The organism is Amycolatopsis sp. lyj-108 (assembly GCF_046549005.1).
Taxonomy (GTDB): domain Bacteria; phylum Actinomycetota; class Actinomycetes; order Mycobacteriales; family Pseudonocardiaceae; genus Amycolatopsis.
In genome coordinates, this window is record NZ_JAJPWQ010000005.1 from 34,671 (window position 1) to 54,754 (window position 20,084).

Annotated in this window: 21 protein-coding genes; 9 read left to right on the plus strand and 12 right to left on the minus strand. The window is 68.9% G+C overall.

Annotation, left to right across the window (positions count from 1 at the left end; translation table 11 throughout):
- The first annotated feature begins 4 nt into the window (after window positions 1-4).
- Entirely contained in the window at window positions 5-2,239 is a 2,235-nt protein-coding gene (gene katG / locus ACLJO0_RS19575; RefSeq protein WP_410579928.1) for a catalase/peroxidase HPI, read from the plus strand.
- 63 nt (window positions 2,240-2,302) lie between these two features.
- Here the strand turns inward: katG and ACLJO0_RS19580 are convergent, their stop codons facing one another.
- Window positions 2,303-3,085, minus strand: a complete 783-nt coding sequence (locus tag ACLJO0_RS19580) for an ANTAR domain-containing protein (RefSeq protein ID WP_410579929.1) — start codon at window positions 3,083-3,085, stop codon at window positions 2,303-2,305.
- Between the two features lie 83 nt (window positions 3,086-3,168).
- Complete coding sequence (locus ACLJO0_RS19585) at window positions 3,169-3,546, minus strand: VOC family protein (RefSeq protein ID WP_410579930.1); 378 nt, start codon at window positions 3,544-3,546, stop codon at window positions 3,169-3,171.
- 91 nt (window positions 3,547-3,637) lie between these two features.
- Here ACLJO0_RS19585 and ACLJO0_RS19590 point away from each other — a divergent pair, with 91 nt between their 5' ends.
- Complete coding sequence (locus ACLJO0_RS19590; protein ID WP_410579931.1) at window positions 3,638-4,189, plus strand: hemerythrin domain-containing protein; 552 nt, start codon at window positions 3,638-3,640, stop codon at window positions 4,187-4,189.
- A gap of 49 nt (window positions 4,190-4,238) precedes the next feature.
- Window positions 4,239-4,589 (plus strand): STAS domain-containing protein, encoded by a 351-nt coding sequence (locus ACLJO0_RS19595; protein WP_410579932.1) that lies wholly within the window; start codon window positions 4,239-4,241, stop codon window positions 4,587-4,589.
- A 339-nt stretch (window positions 4,590-4,928) separates the two neighbouring features.
- On the opposite strand, the gene ACLJO0_RS19600 is transcribed toward ACLJO0_RS19595, so the two are convergent.
- Window positions 4,929-5,261, minus strand: coding sequence for a plasmid stabilization protein (locus tag ACLJO0_RS19600; RefSeq protein ID WP_125792508.1), 333 nt, complete (start codon window positions 5,259-5,261; stop codon window positions 4,929-4,931).
- A gap of 173 nt (window positions 5,262-5,434) precedes the next feature.
- Here ACLJO0_RS19600 and ACLJO0_RS19605 point away from each other — a divergent pair, with 173 nt between their 5' ends.
- On the plus strand, window positions 5,435-6,292 hold the full coding sequence (locus ACLJO0_RS19605; protein WP_410579933.1) for a SigB/SigF/SigG family RNA polymerase sigma factor: 858 nt from the start codon (window positions 5,435-5,437) through the stop codon (window positions 6,290-6,292).
- Here ACLJO0_RS19605 and ACLJO0_RS19610 read toward each other — a convergent pair.
- The 3 genes from ACLJO0_RS19610 to ACLJO0_RS19620 form a co-directional block, all read right to left on the minus strand.
- On the minus strand, window positions 6,282-7,031 hold the full coding sequence (locus tag ACLJO0_RS19610) for a decarboxylase (protein WP_410579934.1): 750 nt from the start codon (window positions 7,029-7,031) through the stop codon (window positions 6,282-6,284). The two genes, ACLJO0_RS19605 and ACLJO0_RS19610, sit on opposite strands and share 11 nt — an antisense overlap.
- 286 nt (window positions 7,032-7,317) lie before the next feature.
- On the minus strand, window positions 7,318-7,698 hold the full coding sequence (locus ACLJO0_RS19615; RefSeq protein WP_410580316.1) for a DUF6292 family protein: 381 nt from the start codon (window positions 7,696-7,698) through the stop codon (window positions 7,318-7,320).
- 79 nt (window positions 7,699-7,777) lie between these two features.
- Entirely contained in the window at window positions 7,778-8,218 is a 441-nt protein-coding gene (locus ACLJO0_RS19620) for an Hsp20/alpha crystallin family protein (protein ID WP_410579935.1), read from the minus strand.
- Window positions 8,219-8,335: 117 nt separating this feature from the next.
- Here ACLJO0_RS19620 and ACLJO0_RS19625 point away from each other — a divergent pair, with 117 nt between their 5' ends.
- A complete protein-coding gene (locus ACLJO0_RS19625; protein WP_410580317.1) occupies window positions 8,336-8,941 on the plus strand; it encodes an HSP18 transcriptional regulator in 606 nt (201 codons plus the stop codon).
- Window positions 8,942-9,018: 77 nt separating this feature from the next.
- The gene (locus ACLJO0_RS19630) at window positions 9,019-9,198 is read left to right on the plus strand and encodes a hypothetical protein (protein WP_410579936.1); all 180 of its coding nucleotides are present in this window, start codon (window positions 9,019-9,021) and stop codon (window positions 9,196-9,198) included.
- Between the two features lie 76 nt (window positions 9,199-9,274).
- Here the strand turns inward: ACLJO0_RS19630 and ACLJO0_RS19635 are convergent, their stop codons facing one another.
- The 4 genes from ACLJO0_RS19635 to ACLJO0_RS19650 all read right to left on the minus strand — a co-directional run bounded on the left by ACLJO0_RS19635 (window position 9,275) and on the right by ACLJO0_RS19650 (window position 14,004).
- On the minus strand, window positions 9,275-9,400 hold the full coding sequence (locus ACLJO0_RS19635; RefSeq protein WP_007031507.1) for a hypothetical protein: 126 nt from the start codon (window positions 9,398-9,400) through the stop codon (window positions 9,275-9,277).
- A 91-nt stretch (window positions 9,401-9,491) separates the two neighbouring features.
- Window positions 9,492-10,253 (minus strand): nucleotidyltransferase domain-containing protein, encoded by a 762-nt coding sequence (locus tag ACLJO0_RS19640; RefSeq protein WP_410579937.1) that lies wholly within the window; start codon window positions 10,251-10,253, stop codon window positions 9,492-9,494.
- 58 nt (window positions 10,254-10,311) lie between these two features.
- Window positions 10,312-10,656, minus strand: a complete 345-nt coding sequence (locus ACLJO0_RS19645; RefSeq protein WP_410579938.1) for a hypothetical protein — start codon at window positions 10,654-10,656, stop codon at window positions 10,312-10,314.
- A gap of 333 nt (window positions 10,657-10,989) precedes the next feature.
- Complete coding sequence (locus ACLJO0_RS19650) at window positions 10,990-14,004, minus strand: tetratricopeptide repeat protein (protein WP_410579939.1); 3,015 nt, start codon at window positions 14,002-14,004, stop codon at window positions 10,990-10,992.
- A gap of 318 nt (window positions 14,005-14,322) precedes the next feature.
- Here ACLJO0_RS19650 and ACLJO0_RS19655 point away from each other — a divergent pair, with 318 nt between their 5' ends.
- Entirely contained in the window at window positions 14,323-15,525 is a 1,203-nt protein-coding gene (locus tag ACLJO0_RS19655) for a hypothetical protein (RefSeq protein WP_410579940.1), read from the plus strand.
- Window positions 15,510-15,887 carry a hypothetical protein gene (locus tag ACLJO0_RS19660; RefSeq protein ID WP_410579941.1) on the plus strand — a complete coding sequence of 126 codons (378 nt, stop codon included), beginning with the start codon at window positions 15,510-15,512 and terminating at the stop codon, window positions 15,885-15,887. Before ACLJO0_RS19655 ends, ACLJO0_RS19660 begins: the two co-directional genes overlap by 16 nt.
- Here the strand turns inward: ACLJO0_RS19660 and ACLJO0_RS19665 are convergent.
- Window positions 15,788-17,926 (minus strand): ATP-binding protein, encoded by a 2,139-nt coding sequence (locus ACLJO0_RS19665; protein ID WP_410579942.1) that lies wholly within the window; start codon window positions 17,924-17,926, stop codon window positions 15,788-15,790. The genes ACLJO0_RS19660 and ACLJO0_RS19665 overlap by 100 nt on opposite strands.
- A 269-nt stretch (window positions 17,927-18,195) precedes the next feature.
- Between ACLJO0_RS19665 and ACLJO0_RS19670 the strand changes: the two genes are divergently transcribed.
- On the plus strand, window positions 18,196-18,672 hold the full coding sequence (locus ACLJO0_RS19670; protein ID WP_410579943.1) for a TspO/MBR family protein: 477 nt from the start codon (window positions 18,196-18,198) through the stop codon (window positions 18,670-18,672).
- On the opposite strand, the gene ACLJO0_RS19675 is transcribed toward ACLJO0_RS19670, so the two are convergent.
- Complete coding sequence (locus tag ACLJO0_RS19675) at window positions 18,665-19,981, minus strand: type VII secretion protein EccE (protein ID WP_410579944.1); 1,317 nt, start codon at window positions 19,979-19,981, stop codon at window positions 18,665-18,667. The two genes, ACLJO0_RS19670 and ACLJO0_RS19675, sit on opposite strands and share 8 nt — an antisense overlap.
- Between the last annotated feature and the right edge of the window lie 103 nt (window positions 19,982-20,084).

A 20,084-nucleotide genomic window follows, 5' to 3' on the forward strand; every position in this document is an offset into this window, starting at 1 on the left:
AGAAATGAGTGACACCCCGGAGAAGGGCTGCCCGGTGGCCCACGACTCCGTGACCGCGCACGGTAGCGAGAGCGAGAACCCGGCGATCGACTCGCCGACGCCGAAGTCCGGCGGCCGTCCGCGCACCAACAAGGACTGGTGGCCCAACCAGCTCGACCTTTCGGTGCTGCACGCCCACTCGTCCAAATCCAACCCGCTCGGCGCGGACTTCAGCTACGCCGGCGAGTTCGCCGCACTCGATGTCGAGGCCCTCAAACGGGACATCGTCGAGGTGCTCACCACCTCGCAGGACTGGTGGCCCGCCGACTTCGGCCACTACGGCGGCCTGATGATCCGGATGAGCTGGCACGCCGCGGGCACCTACCGCATCCACGACGGCCGCGGCGGGGCCGGTGACGGTGCGCAGCGGTTCGCCCCGCTCAACAGCTGGCCAGACAACGCCAACCTCGACAAGGCGCGGCGGCTGCTGTGGCCGGTCAAGGAGAAGTACGGCCAGCGGATCTCGTGGGCCGACCTGCTCGTGCTCGCCGGCAACGTCGCGCTGGAGTCGATGGGCTTCAAGACCTTCGGTTTCGGCTTCGGCCGCGAGGACACCTGGGAGCCCGAGGAGATCTTCTGGGGCCCGGAAGACACCTGGCTCGGTGACGAGCGCTACGCCACTGACACCGAGATGGTGCCCGACGTCGGCGCGACCGAGATGGGGCTCATCTACGTCAACCCGGAGGGACCCCGCGGCAGTGCGGACCCGGCCGCGGCGGCCCATTTCATCCGGGAGACCTTCGCCCGGATGGCGATGAACGACGAGGAGACCGTCGCGCTCATCGCCGGTGGCCACACCTTCGGCAAGACCCACGGCGCGGGTATCGCCGACGACCACGTGGGCCCGGAGCCCGAAGCCGCCCCGATCGAGACGCAGGGCCTCGGCTGGCTGAGCACCCACGGCAGCGGCAAGGGCGCCGACGCGATCACCAGCGGTCTCGAGGTCACCTGGACCGACAAGCCCACGCAGTGGAGCAACCGGTTCTTCGAGATCCTCTTCGGCCACGAATGGGAGCTCACCACGAGCCCCGGCGGCGCGAAGCAGTACGTCGCCAAGGACGCCGAGGCGATCATCCCGGACGCCCACGACCCGGCCAAGAAGCACAAGCCGACGATGCTCACCACGGATCTGGCGTTGCGCGTCGACCCGGCGTACGAGAAGATCTCGCGCCGCTTCCTGGAGAACCCGGACGAGTTCGCCCTCGCCTTCGCCAAGGCCTGGTACAAGCTGCTGCACCGCGACATGGGCCCGGTCAGCCGCTTCCTGGGACCGTGGGTGCCGGAACCGCAGCTGTGGCAGGACCCGGTGCCGGAGGTCGACCACGAACTCGTGGGCGAAGACGACATCGCCGCGCTCAAGCGGAAGGTGCTGGAATCCGGCCTCACGGTCGCTCAGCTGGCCGGCACCGCCTGGGCGGCCGCGGCGAGCTTCCGGTCCACCGACAAGCGCGGTGGCGCCAACGGTGCCCGGATCCGCCTGGAACCCCAGCGTGGCTGGGAGGTCAACGAGCCGGAGCAGCTCGCGGGCGTGCTGGAGACCCTGGAAGGCATCCAGCGCGAGTTCAACGACGCCGGCGGCGCCAAGATCTCGCTGGCCGACCTGATCGTGCTGGCGGGCTCGGCCGCCGTCGAGAAGGCCGCGCGCGACGCCGGCACCGAGGTGACCGTGGCGTTCCGCCCCGGCCGCACCGACGCCACGCAGGAGGACACCGACGTCGACTCGTTCGCGCTGCTCGAGCCGCGCGCCGACGGCTTCCGCAACTACCTGCGTCCCGGGGAGAAGTTGCAGCCGGAGGTCCTGCTCGTCGAGCGCGCCTACATGCTCGACCTGACCGCCCCCGAGATGACCGTCCTCGTCGGCGGCCTGCGTTCACTCGGGATCAACACCGGTGGCACCCGGCACGGTGTCTTCACCGACCGGCCCGGCGTGCTCACCAACGACTTCTTCACCAACCTCCTCTCGCCGGGCACCCGGTGGAAGGTGTCGGAGGCCGAGGAGAACGTCTACGAGATCCGTGACGTCGCCACGGACGCGGTGAGGTGGACGGCCACCGCCGTCGACCTCGTCTTCGGCTCCAACTCCCAGTTGCGGGCGCTCTCCGAGGTCTACGCGGGTCAGGCCGCACGCGAGCGGTTCGCCGCCGACTTCGCCGCCGCCTGGACCAAGGTCATGGAGCTGGACCGGTTCGACCTCGCCTGATCGCGGGTCCGCCGTTTTGCGCGTGAAGGCCCCCTTCCCTCGGCAAGGGGGCCTTCACGCGCTTCAGGGGAGGTCTAGTTCGTCGTGCCGGGTGGCGAGGGTGCGGGCGAGTTCGGCGAGTCTCACGTTGAGGTCCTGAGAGGTGCGGCGTAGTACGTCGAAGGCCTCGTCGGCGGTCAGGCCGCGTCGATGCATGAGGATCCCTTTCGCCTGCCCGATGACGTCGCGCGATTCGACGGCCCGGCGAAGGTGGTGCGCCTCCAGCTCCGCCCGGTTCACGGCGTTGGTGCTCGCCAAGGCGAGTGAACCGTGAGTGGCCAGCAGCAGCGCGGTGTCCTCCGCGACGGTGTCGAGGGCGTCCGGGCGGCGGCTGTAGATGTTCAGCGCCCCCGGCAGCTTCGGCGGAGCCGCGTGGGGAACCAGCACGGTGGACAGGATCGCGGTGAAACCGTGCGCCACGGTGGCCCGCGAGAACTCCGGCCACCGCTTCTCCGCCGCCAGGTCGTCGCTGCGGACGTGCCCGGGGCTTTCGCCGGCGGCGGCGTCGACGCAGGGCCCGGACCCGGCGCGGTACTGCACCTCGTCGAGCTCCAGCGCCACCTCACCGGTCGAGACCGGCGTGTGGAAGGTTCCGTCCGGGGCACGGAGGGTGACCGACACGAGATCCGCGCCCGGGACCACCCGGTACGCGGCGGCGACGATCTGCTCGAGGACCTGCGCGGGCGTCGACGCGGTCAGCAACAGGCGCGTGAGCTCGACGAACTGCTCGGCCAGCGGGCCTGCCGAGATGTCCTCGGCGGAGCCGAAACAGGCCCTGTCGCGCTGCCACAGTCGTTCGTCCGCCATCACTGACCATCCAGTCGGGTTCGGGTCCCTCACGGGTACCCCGTGGTGTCATCCGCCAATCGAAAGTCCGATGTGGACGGAGCTCAGGGATCGACCCGCTTGCGAAGGAGGCAGAACACGTTCCCTTCGGGGTCGGCGAGCACATGCCACGACTCTTCCCCCGTCTGGCCGACGTCGGCGGGCACCGCCCCGGCGGCGAGCAGCCGCTCCAGTTCCGCGTCCTGATCGCGGTCGGTGGGGTTCACGTCGAGGTGCAGGGGGAGCTTGCCGGGTTTCGGATCGTCGCTGCGGCTCAGGATCAACGTGGGTTGAGGGCCGCCGAAGCCGGTTCCTGGCGGGCCGATCTCGATGTCGTCGCCTTCCTTGCCGATCTCGACGTACCCGAGTACTTCGCACCAGAACGCCGCCATCCGGACCGGATCGGCGCAGTCGAGGATGAGTTCGGTGATACGGCAAGCCATGCGGTGAGGATATCCCGGCGCCGAGAGGAATGAATCGGCTCCGCGCGGGTACCCGACGGCGTCGAAGTGATCCCGGACCGAGGAGACGGCTGTGGCGGGCGACGTAGTGGACTTGATCATGCAGGACCATCGCGAGGTGGAGCGGCTGTTCGGCGAACTCGAACGGCATCCGGAGAAACGACCGCTGCTCGTCCCGGTGCTTTCGTCGCTGCTCACCGCGCACAGCCGGGCCGAGGAGGCCGAGGTGTACCCGGCGGCCAAAGGCGAGGCCGACGAGTCCGACGAGGTCGCGCACGGCCAGAAGGAACACGCCGAAGCCGAGCAACTGCTGGTGAAGCTGAACGACACCGATCCCGGGTCGACGCAGTTCGACAAGGTGCTTTCCGACCTCGTCGAGGCCGTCACGCATCACGTGAAGGAAGAGGAAACCACCGTCCTGCCGAAGATGCGGCGCGAACTGAACGAGGCACGGCGGCGCGAACTCGGTGAAGCCTTTGTGACGAGCCGCACTTCGCACCTCGGCGACCGTCCTGGTGAGGCCACGAAGGAAGAACTCCTGACCCAGGCGCGCAACGCGGGTGTGACGGGTGCTTCGAAGATGGGCAAGGACGAGATCGCGCGGCAGGTCGTCCAGTCGTCCTGAACGGAAGACGACGGTTGCGGTCCGGACCGGGCCCTTTTACCGTCGATGCATGGCGATCGACACCGAAGCCGGGCAGGCCGCTCCCCTCGTCGTGGTCGAGACGGTGCGCTCGGAAGACGCGATCACCGTCGAGGTGGCGGGTGACATCGACATTGCGACCAGCCCTCGGCTCCTGGCCAAGCTCCAGGCGTTGCTGGAGTGCCGTCCCGGTGCCGTGGTGCTCGACCTGACCAGAGTCAGCTTCTGCGACTCGTCGGGCCTTTCCGTGCTGGTGCAGGTGAACCGTCACTGCGCGGAGGCAGGCATCGACCTGAGCCTGGCGCCGTCCAAGGTCCTGCTCCGCGCTCTTGAGCTCACCGGGCTGCTGCCGACCCTGAAGGTGGTCACGCCCGGGTCGTGAAGTGTTTGGGGTTCGAAGTACATGAAGGACCCCTTCCTGTACCTAGGCGCAAGGAAGGGGTCCTTCATGTACTGGGGAAGGTGTCTTCACGCGCGCCCGAATCGCCGCTCGTGACCGCCCTGACCTGTGCTTTCCTCCCCACTCGACTGGTCGCGACGATGGAGGATTGGGGACACTGAACGTCCCAAATCCTCCATCGTCAGCGCCGAGACAGATCAGGTGACGACCCGTACCGTGCCCAGCTCCGGATCCGCGGCGTCGTAGATGAACATGCCGCGCGGCGGTAGGCGTCGATGGCTTCCAGTACCGGTGCGCGCGAGTGGTCCATCCTGCCTCCGATCAGCGGCCGAGGGCGTTCTGCAGTTCCTTCTTGCTCATGCTCGAGCGGCCCTTGATGTTGCGCTTCTTGGCCTCGTTGTAGAGCTGGTCCTTGGTCGGCCCGCCGGGGCCCTTCCGGTTGCCGGACCGCTGGCCGCCGCGCTTCTGCGGTGAGGTGTCCCTGGTCGAACTCTTGCTCGCGGTCTTGGATTCACCGGATTGCGCGCGGTTCTTGTTGACCGTGCGCGCCGCGATCTCCTCGGCGCGGTCGGTGCTCGCGCCGCGTTTCTTCTGAGAGGACTTGATGTGCGAGTACTGACGTTCGCGTTTGTCGCTCCAGCTCTGTTCAGGCACGGCTCCTCCTCTAAGTTCGTGACCTGCGAATACCCCTTCGGATCACGGACGAATCGTGAGATCACCCGTCCAGGTCAGGGCGGCCGATGTTTGTCATATCCGCCTGCCGGGTAATCCGGTGGAGACGAGGGGAGCGGACCCATGCCAGTTCACCAGGGACGAATGTGACTTTGATGAACGCGTCGTCGCTCATGGAAGACCTCGACCACTCCGTCCTGCGGGAAGAGCGGGAACAGGTGGTGCCGTCCCCGCGTGACCGCCGAAGCGGCAGGGCGCGGAAGGACGACTATTCGCATTGCCGCCTCTTGTTCGACGAGATGGCCTCCTTGCCCGACGAGCACCCGGACCGGCGCCGTCTGCGCGAACGTCTGATCCTCGAACTCCTGCCGATAGCCGAGCACATCGCCGTCCGTTTCAGCGGACGAGGCCAGCCGAGGGAAGACCTGGTCCAGGTGGCGCGGATCGGGCTGATGAAGGCCGTCGACCGGTTCGATCCCGGGATGGGCGGGGCTTTCCTCGCCTTCGCGGTGCCGACGGTCATGGGCGAGGTGCGGCGGTTCTTCCGCGACACCGGCTGGGCCGTGCACGTCCCGCGCGGGATGCAGGAGCTGCGCACCCGGCTTTCGCGTGCGACCACGGAGCTGACCCAGACCCTCGGCCGCGCGCCGACCCCCACCGAACTCGCCGGTCACCTCGACCTGGACGTCGACACCGTCCGAGAAGGCTTGCTCGCCGCGAACAGCTACCAGACCTCGTCACTCGACCGGCCGGTCAACGACGGTGAGGGCTCGCTTCCCCTGTCGGACGTGGTGGGGGAGCTGGATTCCCGGTTCGAGCACATCGAGGACCGGCACACCGTGGTCCCCCTGCTCGAAAAGCTGCCGGAACGCGAACGGGCGATCCTCGCGATGCGGTTCTTCGACGGGCTGACCCAGTCTCAGATCGCCGAGCGCGTCGGGATCTCCCAAATGCACGTCTCCCGTCTGCTCACGAAGACGCTGCAGGAGCTGCGCGGCAGGCTCAAGGCGTAGAGGCCGGCGCGAACAGCTTCCCGAGCCCCGGCCGGATCGGCGGTGTGCCCAGTGCGTGCAAGGAATCCCAGAGGGTGACCGCGGTGGCCGTCAGCACGGGTTTACCGAGTCCGGTTTCGAGTTCTTCGAGCAGCGGCGCCGTATGCAGGGCGGTTTCGGGGATCAGCACCGCTTCGGCCTCGGCCTGGTCGGCCGCGATCGCGAGTTCCGTGATCTGCCCGCGGTCCCAGGTGGCGAGAGCGCGGTCCGAGGGGGCGTCGGCGGAGACCGAGTGAACGGTGGTGACCCCCGCTTCGGCGAGGAAATCCGCGAAAGTCGCGGTCGTGTCGCGGTGATAGACCGAAGCGAGTGCGACGCGATCGGCGCCAAGGTGGGCGAGCGCGGTGAGGTATGCCAAGGAAGTGCTGCGCGCGGGCACGTCGAGCCGTTCGCCCAGTACGCGGCTCTGTTCGAGCGCGCCTTCGAGGCCGCGCGTGAAACTGCAACTGGAACAGGCCCAGCTGACGACCTGCGGCGTCGTGTCGAACCGCGCGGCCGCCGAAAGCCGGTCCGGTGCCCCGAGTTCGCGGACGGCTTCGTGTTTTCCGGCCGGGTCGAGGTCGTCGACCCGGCCGATCCTCTCTTCCCACGGGACGTACGCGAAGTCCACGACAAGGTCCGGATCCAGTTTCGCCGCCAGCGCGAGGAAATCGTCCTCGCCGCAGTTTCGCGTCGGGTACAACAGGCCGATCCTGGTCACGGCACTCCTTCCGGGTCGAAGCCGTGTCCTGTAAGTCATGTTCGCGGTCGCCCGCGCGGTGACCGGGTGGATTTCTGGTCATCCAACGCACCAAAATCCACACGGTCGGCGATGGCCCTGACAGCGAGTGAGGGGTGTGTGGATATAGGGACACTCAACGTCCCTATATCCACACACCCTCCCGCGATACCAAAGGTCCCCCGCTCTCTTTTCGCAGGTCAGCACGCCAGGCGATACTCACAGGACACGGCCTAAGCCCTTCGGAGGTACCCGACGCGAGCCGCGGTCACTCGTGGATGGCGGACAGCGTGCCGAAATCCGGTGGGGTGAGTTGTCCGAAGCGGTGGTCGTCTTCGCGTACGGCCTTGACGAAGCGCGCGACCCTGGCGGGCTCCGGCGTGGCGGTCTTCCCGCCCAGATAGCGGAGCACGATGAGGTCTTCGCCGGAATGGGTCTCGATCGCCACGGCCCAGCCGTGGATTTCGTCCCACAGCAGGGCCACGTCGCGTTCCGGATGGGTGGGGAGGCGTCCGTCGAGCGCGACGTAGGCCGAGACCGGGCTGTCGTGGTCGACGGAGCAGGATTCGAGGCCGACGCCGAGGGCCTCCGTGACGTCGGCGAGGTAGTCCCACACGGCTTCACGGGTGTGGGGGTGCCGGACAGGCATGGTGAGCAACGAGGACTTCCTTTCTTCCCCGGTCTCCGCCGGTGCGGGGCCCGAGCCGGCCCCGCACCGGAAGGGACACTCAGGCCTGGATCTCCTTGCGGTCGGACTCGGCGCCCTTGATCTCGATGCGCCGCGGCTTGGCCTTCTCGGCGATCGGGATGCGCAAGGTCAGCACGCCGGCCTCGTACCCGGCGGCGATGCGGTCGGTGTCGAGGGCGTCGCCGAGGAACAACTGACGGGAGAAAACACCCAGCGGGCGTTCGGAAACCTGCATCTGGACGTCTTTACCCGGGGAGGGCCGCCGCTCCGCCTTGACCGTCAGGACGTTGCGCTCGACGTCCAGCTCGATCGCGTCGGCGGCGACACCGGGAAGGTCGAAGCAGACGACGAATTCGTCACCGTCGCGGTACGCGTCCATCGGCATCGTGGCCGGCTTGGACCACGTTCCGGGCGTCGTGGTGCCGAACATCTGCTGGGCGAACCGGTCCAGCTCGCGGAACGGGTCGGTGCGCATCAACATCGGGTTCCACCTCCTGGCTCGTTGTCTCTGGTGTCAACACGCACCACTGTTGTAGCATGTCATCGAAACGATGACAACCGCCAAGTCGTCGATCCGATGACAGACGGGATGACAGGAATGGAAGAAGACCCCGCTCGGACAGTGCGCTCCGTGCACGACATCGTGGCCGAGGCCCGCTCCGGCGCTTCGAAACCGGAGCGGGTCCTGGAGGCCTTGATCGCGCTGAAGACGGTGCGCGAACAGCTGGCCGCGTGGGAACCGGAGCTGATCGCGGCCGCTCGCGAGGGCGGCACCAGCTGGACGGCGCTTGCCCCGGCACTCGGCGTCGCGAGCCGTCAGGCGGCGGAGCGGCGGTTCCTGCGGTTGCGGCCGTCCACCGGCGGCGAGCACACCGGGGAGGCACGGGTCGACGCGGAACGCGATCGGCGGGCGGGTGATCGCGCGGTGGCGGAGTGGGCCCGGCGCAACTCGGCGATCCTGCGGCAGCTGGCCGGTCAGGCCGGCGCGCTGGACGGGCTGAACGCCAGGGCGAGGGAAAGCGCGGACCGGGTGAGCGCGGTGCTCGGCGAGGACGACGTCACCGGTCTGCTGGCCCCGCTGGCCGACCTGCGCGCGCGGCTTCCCCGCGAGCACACCGGATTCGCCGAACGGCTCGGGGAGATCGGGGTGCACGCCGAGCAGGTCCGGCGGGACGCCGTCGACGACCGGCGGTCTTCACGGTGAAACGGGAGGTGTGAACCCGGTCGGGAGCGGGTACCCGCAGCCGTTCGCCAGTCCGCCGAGCGAGCCGGAGGCCCCTCATGCCTGAAGCGCCACCTTCCGCCGACGTCATCAGCCTGGCGCTGAAAGTGCTTGCCACCCAAGGATTACCTGGGCCTGCCGCCCGTGCCGCTCTCGATACGATGGCGCGGGAACGGCGCCTGCCGGTCAAGCGGTGCGCCGCGCTCATCGTGGCGGCCGTCGACGGGCGAGTGAACTGAGCCCGGGCTGAAGGACGCTTTCCCCGCGTCGCATGCGGGGAAAGCGTCCTTCACCGCGTGAGAACCGGCAGGCGGCTTACTGGCAGGCTTCGCAGTCCGGGTCGTCGATGCGGCAGGCCGCGCCGTCGGTGAGCGGGAAGTCGAAGTCGTCGAGGGCGGGGACGGCCAGAGCGGTCTCTTCCGGCGTGGCGGTGGCGGACATGTCACTCCCTTGGTACGGAACGGGTCTCATCTCTCTGTAGCGCTGAAGATCGCCGGTCATTCCGTGACGCGCGCCACAGGGATGGTCGCGGCTACCCGGTGGCGGAATCCGCCGCGCGGAACAGCGTCTCCGCGTCGTCGACAGCCTTGGCGAGGACATCCGCGTCCGCCCGCAGACCGGCGATGATCGCGTCGGCCTCGCGCAGTCCCGCCCGCCGCAACAGCCGCTTCTCGTTGGTGACCCACTCGCCGCGGGCCGAGAGGACCGCATGCGCCGTCTCCATGGCGGCGGTGGCCAGCGCGCCGGCGACCTCCGTGGCCTGCCCGCGCGGGACGAAGGCGCCCCGGGTGTAGCGCAGGGTCAGTTCCGCGCGGCCCCGCCACATCGCCGGAGCCGTTTCCCGCAAGGCTTCCGGGTAGTCCGGCCGCGGCAGGTCGCCGCGCAGCACGCGGTTGACGGCGAGTTCGGCGACCGGCAGGTAACTGGGGACGCCCGCGAGGTGGAACATCAGCGGCTCCCAGTGGAACCGGCCTTCCCGGGCCTCGGCGAGGTGCCGCTCGACGGCGTCGAGGTCGCGGTAGTGGACGTCGACCTGCCTGCCGTCGATCGTGAGCCAGGCGCCGCCGTTGAACACGCCGCCGCCCCAGGCGCCGATCTCGGACACCTCGCCCTCCCAGCCGAGGGCGCGTAGATCCGCCGGGTCGAAACCGCCGCGGTAGTAGACGGCGAAATCCCAGTCGCTGCCGGGGTTGTGGGTTTCCTGGGCGCGTGATCCGCCGAGCGTGACGGCGTGCACGGCGGGCAACGCGGCCAGGCCGTCCGCCACGTGGGCGAGGAAAGTCTCGTCGTTCATCGCGCGATGATCTTAGTGACGCGCCAAGGTGGACGCGACGCGTTTTCCGTGGCCCGGATCAGAACGAGATGTTCCCGTGGACGTCGCGGGCCTGCACGACCTTCCCGGAAACCGTGCCCGAGACCGTGTTCACCACGCCACCGGTCTCGGCCCTGTTCCCGCCCGCCTTGTCCCACTCGCGATGAAGCCGCTCCGCGAATTCGGGGTCTTCGGCTTCGGCCGTGGACAGCCGCGTCGCGAGCGCGCGCACTTCCGCGGAATCCTCCGCGGCGCCTTCGGCGGCTTCGAGCGCCGCCGTCGCCTCGGGGTCTTCGGAGAATTTTTCCTTCACCAGTTTGTACAAACCGGCCACGGATCGGGCCGCGAGAGCGGCGGCGAGAGAAATGAGGACCGGTTCTGGCATCGGATCGCTCCCCGTCGGGTCCGGTCGGGCACGGTCACCTCACGGTACCGGGTATTTCGGGAGCTTGATGGTGCCCGGACCGAAGTCCGGGCGACCCGGGGTGTGTCAGCAGTTCCACCAACTCGCGACGACCGCGAAAATCGTGGGGACGTCAGGCAGTACAGCAAGAAACGTGGTTGTGCTCAAGGTTCTCCTCGAAATACGGGCATGACGGGCTATTTTCAGCCACGCGCGCATCGTAGGAGATCAAGTTCCCTCCCCGCAAATCCCCCTCTACTCAGAGTTGTTCGACCAATCGGGTGATACACGCCGGACATGCGCATTCGGGAGAAATCAAGTGATCGGTGGCGTGCCGTGACGCAATTGATCACTCGTTCGAGGGCTGCGTGAACCTATAGGGCGAGGCGGCGCGGGGAGAGCCACGGTGTCCTCTTCCCCCGACCTCGCGAGCGGGACGACCGGATCGGGCTCGTCGATCTCGGCGAGGAGCCCGTCGATTTTCTCGGCTTTCCGGTCCCTGCCCGTATCCCGGTAGAGCCCGGCGGCCTTTCGCCACACCCACCGCGCGTCCTCGCGATTCCCGCGATCGGCCAGTATCGAACCAAGCGCGACGTACGCCCGCGCCCTCCCGTTGACATGGTTCGCCCTTTCGGCCAGTTCGAGGGCGTGCTGCGCGTGACGGAGCGCGTCGCGGTCCTGGCGGCGGGCGTGCGCCAGTTCCGCCATCACGGTGTACAGCCGTGTCGCGACCGTCATCCCGACCTGGTCGAGGAGTTCATGAGCGGGACGTTGGTGCGCGTCCGCGGCGTCCAGGTCCCCGAGTTTCGTGTAGGCGTCGACAAGCGCCGTGTGGGTGGCCACCGTGCCTGCCACGTCGTTGGCCTTCCGGCGCAGGTCGAGGGCGAGCTGATAGTGGGGCAGCGCTTGGTGGTGGAGGTCGAGTTCGACGAGCGCGTCGCCCAGCCGGTGGGCGGCCTTGGCTTGCCGCTCCCGGTCGCCGACGGATTCCGCGAGCCGCAGGCATTCCCGGAAACGGGTGATGGCCTCGGGGAGCCGCCCGGCGTACTGGTGACGGCGCGCCAGGTTCAGCGTCACCGACAATTCCCCCACCGCGATCCCGTGGCGCCGGGACAGTTCCAGGGCCCGGCCCAGATAACGGTCCGCGAGGTCGTACGCGCCGGTGATCAGGTGGATCTCACCGAGGTCGTTACTGGAGGACGCTTCCGCGTGGATGTTCCCGTCCGCGGCGGCGGAGGAGACCGCGGTGGTCATCGTGCTGATGCAGTCTTCGTACAGCCCATAGCGCTTCAGCGTGTCGATCAGGCAATGCGGTAGCCGCCAGGCGTAGCCGTGCAGGCCGTCCTCCGCGGCGCGGCGGACCATGGACACGAGATTCGAACGTTCGAGGAGAGTCCAGCGCAGCGCCTCGGACACGTCGTCGAAGCGGTGGGGAACGCAGCCCGGTTCGAGCGGCGGCATCGGCGGCGCCTGACGATGCGGGGAAGCGGTCCGCTGCGCCGCGTCCGCACTGTGCAGGTAATAGGAGAACATGCGGTTCCTGGCGGGCACGAATTCGTGATCGTCCCTGACGAGGACCGCCGCGAACCGGTGCAGGAGGTCGTGGACGCGGTAGCGGTCGATGTCGGCGGGCTGGGAGACGAGATGTGCCGAAACGAGCGAATCCAGGGCTCGCTGGGTTTCCAGGCGGCCGGCGGCGGCCATCGCGCTCAGCGCTTCGACGCTGATCTCCGCGCCGGGATGGATGCCCAGCAGCCGGAAGACGCGGGCGCAGGCCGGAGGCAGTGCTCGATAAACCCAGGAGAACGCCGAATTGAGGCTGGCGTCCGCGCCGTCGCCGTCATCGCCGATGTGCAGCAGGACGTCGGAATCCCGCAACTGGCCGACGAGGGTCGTCAAGGTGGTGCCCGCCCGGTTGGCGGCGCGTTCGGCGATGAGGGCGAGGGCGAGCGGGAGTCCCGCACCGATCCGCGCCAGTTGTGCCACGGCCTCCGGCTCCCGCGTCGTCCGCGCGCCGATGCGCCGGGCCAGGAATGCGGCCGAATCGTCCGGCGGCAAGGTGCCGAGGGTGAGGTTCCGGACGTCGTGGCGGACCGACAGCGCGGTGAGGCGGCGGCGTGAGGTGATGACGACGACGCAGTCGGCCAGCGCGGTGAGCAGCGGGCGGACGTGCGCGCTGTCGGCCGCGTTGTCGAGGACGATCAGCATCCGGCGTTCGGCGAGCAGTGAGCGGAGTTTCGTCTCACGTCCGGCGGTGCCGGTGATGGAGGTGATCTCGTAACCCAAGGCGTCGAGGAGGTCGTCGATGACCTGGGTGGTCTCCACCCGCGGTGCGGTGCCGTCGCCGTGGAGGTCGATGAAGAAGGTGCCCCAGGCATGCCGGGTGCTCGTGCGATGGGTCCATCTCAGCGCGGTGGCCGTCTTGCCGACCCCGGCCGCGCCGACGAGCGCGATCACCGCGGGATGGGGCGGTCCTTCGTGCGCTCCGGTGAGCCGGTCGAGCGACGCCAGTATCGCTTCGCGGCCCGTGAAGTCGGTGATGTCGCGGGGCAAACGGCGCAGCAGCAGAGGGACGTTCGGTTCTCGGCGGGGCGCCGTGAGCCCGGCGGCCGACGGCGGTGGATCGGCTTCGGCGAGGGAATCCTGGAAAAGACGGAGTTCTTCGGCACCTCGGTCGTCGCCGTCGGCCAGTAGCTGCCGCCGAGCGGCGAAATAGTATTCGGTGGCGTCATTGTGCCGCCGGAGTTTGTGCAGGAGGGTCAACCGGCGCCGGACGAGACCGGTGATGAAACCGTGCTCGCGTTGGAGATCGTTGAGCCTGCGAAGCGCCGGATCGAACTTTTCGAGGCCGATGTACGCGTCGATCAGCAGGCCGTTGGCGGGTATCCATTCGTCGAAGATGACGGAATTCCGCCAGTTCTCCGCCCATTCCGTACGCACTTCGGCGAGCGGAATGTCGCGCCAGAGCGGAAGGGCGCCTTCGAGTAGTGAGCGTATTCGTTCGTGATCGTGTTCGCGGAACGCCTGGTGCGCGGAAGTGATCGATTCGGCGAGCCGGAAGTAGTCGATCGCCTTACGGTCGACAAGGAGTTGGTAACCGCCGCCGGTATTGTCGAGTCTCGCGTCCGTGTCGCTGTCCTGAAGGATGGCGCGCACCCGGTTGGCGTAGGTATGCAGTGTGGCAGCGGGATTTCGTGGCGCCCGGTCCTCCGGCCATGCCTGCCTGACGAGCGTCTGGATGGGAATGTGCCGCCCCGCCTGAGCGAGCAGGACGGCGAGGACCGCGTGTTCTTGCGCTCTTCCCCATTGCACGGTCAAACGACCGTGCATCCGAACGATTGTCTTGCCGAGAAATCCGAACGAAATGTGCTGCTCCACGGCGCCTCCCCTCCCAAGGTGTCACCGAAGTGACCGCGCTCCCACGGTCGAGTTTCGCAGGTGGATCCGGATCTGGCCAGGTCAAGGCGCGTCTGACAGGTATCTGTCATCTCTCTGGCATCTCGTGAAAGGGCGGTGTTATTCCCGGAACAGGAGGCTGAACGATCGGGCCGCCACTCTTTTCCGCAGTGACGATGAATCACTGAAACGAGTGGAGGCGGGAATGGCGGGACGACTGCGGATTTCGTCGGTGGCGGGACGGGGGCGGCGATGACCGGGATCTCGTGGGCGCGTGTGCCGGGAAGCAGGACGGCGGAGCGATGGCTGACCAGGACGGGGTGCCGCCGGGTGCTCGCGGTGGTGCCGCATATGACGGCGGGTACCCGGCTGGCGGACGTACTGCCGCTCTTGGAGGCGGACGCCCGGGTGCAGATCGCCTTCACCACACCCGACGGCCCGGACACATGGCCAGGGGTCGACGAGTACCTGCGTCGCTCGGGAGGCCTCGTCCTGCCGTGGCACCAGGCTTCGCGGATGCGCTTCGATCTGGCCCTCGCGTCCAGTCACGTGGGCATCGACGAGCTGGAGGCGCCGGTGCTGGTGCTTCCGCACGGCACCGGAGGGATCCGGTCGCGGGTCAGTCCGCACGGGACGGGGATCGCGGGACATCCCAGGGATCTGCTCGTCCGCGACGGCCGGGTGGTCCCGGAAACGATGGTGTTCGCCCACGAGGACGACGCCAGGCGAATGTGCCGGGCCTTTCCCGAGGCGGCTTCGCGGGTCGTCGTCGCCGGCGACGTCTGCTACGACAGGATCCGGGCGAGCATGCCGCTGCGGCTGAGGTACCGGGACTCGGCCGGAATCGAGGCGCACCGGAAACTGGTGATGATCAGTTCGACCTGGTCCCCGCATTCCCTGTTCGGCGGGAACCTGGACCTGATCACCCGGCTGGCCTCGGTGCTGCGAAGTCCGGAGTACCGGGTGATGGTGGCCCTGCACCCGCTGACGTGGTCGGCCCACGGGAGCCGCCAAGTGCGCGCGTGGCTCGCCGAGGCGCTCGAAGCCGGGATCCGGCTCCTGCCGCCGGAGGAAGGCTGGCGGGCCGCGCTGGTGGCGTCGGACTGCGTGATCGGGGACCACGGCTCGGTGACGCAGTACGCGGCGGGGCTGGGGAAACCGGTTCTGCTCAATCCCGGCTCCGTACTCGACGTCCGGAAGGGAAGTCTCGCCGGCCTGCTCTGGAAGTCCGCGTCCGTTCTCGACCCCGCGCGGTCCTTGCGAGGGCAGGTGGACGAACTCGTCGCCGGTGGTTCGCGGCGTACGGCCATCGAGAAACGGATCACCTCGATGCCGGGGGAGGCGGCGGCGCGGCTGCGCGAGGAGATCTACCGGATCCTCGCGATGCCCGAGCCGGACCGCCCGGCCGAGGTCACGCCGGTTCCGCTGCTCACCCGAGAATGGCCGGAGAGTTGAGGGCGCGGCCGCGCGGCGCCGTCGTCGAGGTGCGGTGGACCGACGAATGCGGGCTGCCGGACCACGTGCTGGTCGCCTGGGCGGGCAAGACGCCCGAAGCCTGGCTGCGCCGCGCGGATCTGGTGATCTGCGCCGCCGCGCCGGACGCCGTCCTGAGCGCGTTGCCCGGGGCCCTGGCGGTCATCGCCGGGGATTCGATCCGGTTCCGGGATCACCGGTTCGTCCCTGGCCCGGCCGGGACCGGGATCGACGGCTGGCCCCGCTATTCCGGCGGCGGCCCGGAAGAGCTTTCGGTGTCGTCCGCGATCGCCGCGATCCGTGCTTCCACCCGATGTGCCTTGAGATCCCTCGAACGACGGTAGATCTCCAGCGCCCGCTGGAGATGGGTGCGGGCCGCGTGAGTGTCGCCCTCGCGCAGCCCGCATTCCGCGAGGCTTTCGAGTGCTTCGGCGTAATACGGATCGGCGCCGGAACGGTGCAACGTCGCCGCCGCTTCCTCCAGCAGCCGGGAGGCTTCGCCGACCTGCCCCAGGGTGAGGTGGGCGTTGCCGAGCCGTGTCTGTGCCCGTGCGTGGAGGACGACGTCGCCGATCGCCAGTGCTTCGGCGGCGGAGCGCTCCAGGTGACCGATCGCCTCCTGCGTCCGCCCCAAAGCCGCGCTGGCTTCTCCTATCCGTCTCAGATGCAGCACCACACCGCGGTGCTGTCCCGCCTGCTCCGCGAGCCGCAGGGCACGGGTGAAGTACTCCAGCGCGCGCTGGTGGTCTCGGGTGCTTTGTGCGACGACGCCGAGGTGTTCCCACGCGGTCGCCTCACCGGCCGGGTCGTCGATCGTTCGAGAGGCTTCCAGGGAGGCCGCGAACTGTGTCCGCGCGTCTTCGAATTTCTCGGTGTTGAGATAGGCGTAGCCGAGCTGGATGTGCATGCGCGCTTCCGCGGCGGGATCCGCGCAGTGCCGCGCGGCGTCCACCGCCCATTTGTGCGTCTTCTCCCACTGGCGATAATGCTTGCGGTAGAGGAAGAAACCCCACAGACCCTCGCAGAACTGCCAGACTTCCTGCCACCAGCCCTCTTCGACGGCGGTGTGCATGGTCGCGACGACGTTCGCGAGTTCCTGCTCCACCCAGTCCAAGGCGCCCCGGGAATCGGAGAACCGTGCTGGCTCCGCGTGTTCGTGGCGCGGGCTGAGCCGATGGCGGTGCGGGATGATGGCGAGATCGGCTTCGGCGACGTGGTCGAGATACCAGTTCAGCATTCTCCGCAGCGCGTCGGATCGGGCCGACTGATCCTCCGTCTTGGCCGCCTTCTGACGCGCGTGCACCCGCGTCAGATCGTGGAACTGGAACCGGTCAGGCCCGATGTCGGTCAGCAGACTCGAAACGACCAGGGAGTCCAGCGCGTCCTCGGTCTCGGTCGCGGGACGGTCGATCGCGGCCGCGGCGAGACCGAGACCGAACTCGCGGCCGGGGTGGAGACCGAGCAGGCGGTAGACCCGCGCCGTCTCCGCGTCCAATTCGTCGAAGGAAAGGTCGAAACTCGCCTGCACGACCGCTTCGTCGGCGATTTTGAGGCCCGACAGACGGCGTTTCTCGTCGGAAAGCACGCCCACCAGCCGGGAAATCGGCCATTGGGGCCGGGTCGAGAGCCGTGCGGCCGCCACGCACAGGGCGATCGGCATACCACCGCAGAGCGAGACCAACTCCCTGGCCCGTTCGGGTTCTGTCGTTACACGTTGCGTGCCGACGGTTCTTTCCAGCAGCCGCAAACCCGCGTCTTCGTCGAGCGGGGAGACGACGAGCGCCCGCGCGCCGTCCATGGCCAGTGCGCCGAGCCGCCATCGGCTGGTCACGACGACGACGCTGTCCGGCGACGCGGGCAGCAGCGGCCGGACCTGCGCGGCGGAATCCGCGTCGTCGGCGAGGACGGCGAACCTCTTGCCGGCGGTGACCGACCGGTACATGGCCGCCTGCTCCGCCATCTCGGCGGGCACCTGCTCCGCGGGCACGCCGAGCGCGCGGAGAAAACCGCCGAGCACGTCGTCGGGAGTCGTCGGCCCGTCGGCGCTGAAGGCCCCCAGATTCACGTAGAGCTGGCCATCGGGAAAACGGTCGACGTGCTTCGTGATCCAGCGTGACGCGAGCGCCGTCTTCCCCATTCCGCCGGATCCGGTGATCACCGCCAGCGCCGGCCCTTGCCGCTGGTCGTCGTCGAGCAACCGGGTCAGCGCGGTCAGTTCCCGTTCCCGGTCGGTGAACGACGAGGACACCGGAAGCAATTGACGCGGAATGACCGGCTTGACCCCCTGCTGGAGGAAGATGTCGCCGTGAACGGCGCCGACCTGTACCGCGGTTCCGGAGACGTCTCCGGTTATCCTGTTCTCGCGTCTGTCACCTGAGTCCATTCCGAGCAGCACCCCCTGCACCGAGTCTGGTCACACGAGGCCCGCCGCGGTACCGCTTTCACAGCGAAGCTGAATGTGATGTTCGACTTACTGATCGGCGCGGATCGGGCTCGTGTCGAGCTATCGACCGGGTGGACATCACGGCGGGTATTGCGCTCCTGGCCGGGCCACCCGAACGGTGTAGGTAATCGCCTGGTGCGGCACGGATCGGCGCTGCGAGGGCGTGCTCCCTGACTTACGCTCGAACGAGCCGAAGACAGGAGCCGGGAATGACCACGATGCCAGGACGACTCCGCGCGCCGCTGGCGTTCCTTCCGTTCCTGGTCGCGGTCGCGGTGGTCGCGCTCGTCGGCGGCCTGGCCGCGTCCGGCGCCCGGTCTGTCTACAGTGGACTGGACTTGCCGCCGTTCGCGCCGCCGGCCTGGCTGTTCGGTCCGGTGTGGACGGTCCTGTACCTCGGGATCGCGGTGGCGGGCTGGCTGTACTGGAAATCCGGCGGCGAACGCCGGGGGCTGGTCTGGTACGCGGCACAGCTGGTCCTCAACGCCGCCTGGACGCCGCTGTTCTTCGCCGCCGGCGCGTACGGCCTCGCACTGGCCGACATCCTCGTGCTCGACGTCGCCATCGTCGTCACGGCGCTGTACTTCCGCCGGTCTTCCCGGGTCGCCGCCGCGTTGCTGCTGCCGTACCTCGCCTGGACGCTGTACGCGACCGCGCTCACCGTCGCGATCGTCGTGCTCAACTGACGCCGATCGGCAGGGTGGCGGCCACCCCTTTGGCGTGCCTGCCGTCGAGCCGGTCCAGTGTCACTCCGCCCCGGCGTGCGGCGAGTTCCAGGTCCCGCACCGCGTGTTCCACCGGATGGGCACCCGCGGCGGCGATCCGGATCGCCGCGCTGACCCGGGGTTCGGAATCGGCGGCACCGCGGCGGGCGGTCACGGCGAGTGTCACCGCGGTACCGGGCGCGGCGGAGAGCAGACGGCGCGTCAGATCCACCGCGAGCGCCGGTGAAAGCGTGTCCCAGCCGTCGAGGTGGAAGGTCGCCTGGCAGATCGGGCCGCTGTGCCAGAACCGCCAGTCCTCCCGGATCCGCGCCCGGCCCGCCGTGACGTGCGCCAGCGACGCGAACGCGCCGAGGACCTCGTTTTCGGCGAGCGCCCGCACCGGGAGCCCGTCGCGCCGCAGCTGCCGCCGTACGCGCCGGATCGTGTTCCCGAGTGCCTGCCGCACGTCGGCGTCCCGGTGGACGTCGACGGTGCGCAGCGCCTGCAGCGCGACCCAGCCGCGCGGCGGCCGTGAGCGGTCCGCGCCGACGTGGTGGATGACCTGCGCGGCGACGTCCAAGGCCTGTTCCCGCGACGGCGGCAGCAAGGTCAGCGGTGACGGCATCGGCCGCTCACGGACGGCCGACTTCGGTTGCAGCACAGCGGTGATCCCGTCGGCACGGCTGACCATGAACACCGTCTCGTCGCCGATCTCGCCGGTGATCCCCGTCGCTTCCGGCGACAGCAGGCGCAGCAGCGCCCGGCCCGCCTCGCCCGCGTTCCGGAGATCCCGGTCGCGGTCGCGCGTCAGGTAACCCGACGCCGAACCGAGCCAGGAGTAGAGCCAGCGTCCGCGAATCCGCACGGCGGTCAGCGCGACGACCACCACGGCGGCGGTGAGCACCGCGGCCACCAGCGGCCAGGGCCGCCCAGCCACCAGGACGAGCGCGACGAGGACGAGTTGCCAGCAGACGATCTGCGCCATCCCGATCCCGCCGAACCGGCGGGGCCGACGACCCGTGACGGGCACCGGCGGATTCGGTCGCGGCGGACCGGGCGCCGGAGCGGGAACGGGCACCGCCGCGGACCAACGCGGCTGCTGCTCCGCCTGGCGAGCGGCGGTGAGCGCGGCCAGCGCCGCCTCACGTGCGGCCGCCCGCGCGGCAGGCGCCGCGTAGGCGAGCGAGTCGGGAATGGCCGCTGCCCGCGGTACGGCGGCCCCCGCTTGGGGAAGCGGCGGAGGCGGCGCCTGGTACCGCCCGCCCGTCCTGGCCGCGCCGAGATCGGTCATCGTCGTGCCTCCTCAGAGTGTCGCCCGAGCCTCCCGCGCGAACATGAGGTTTCGATGACAAGCGGCCGCGAGCCCGAGACAGGCTGTTTCATCGAAATTTCAT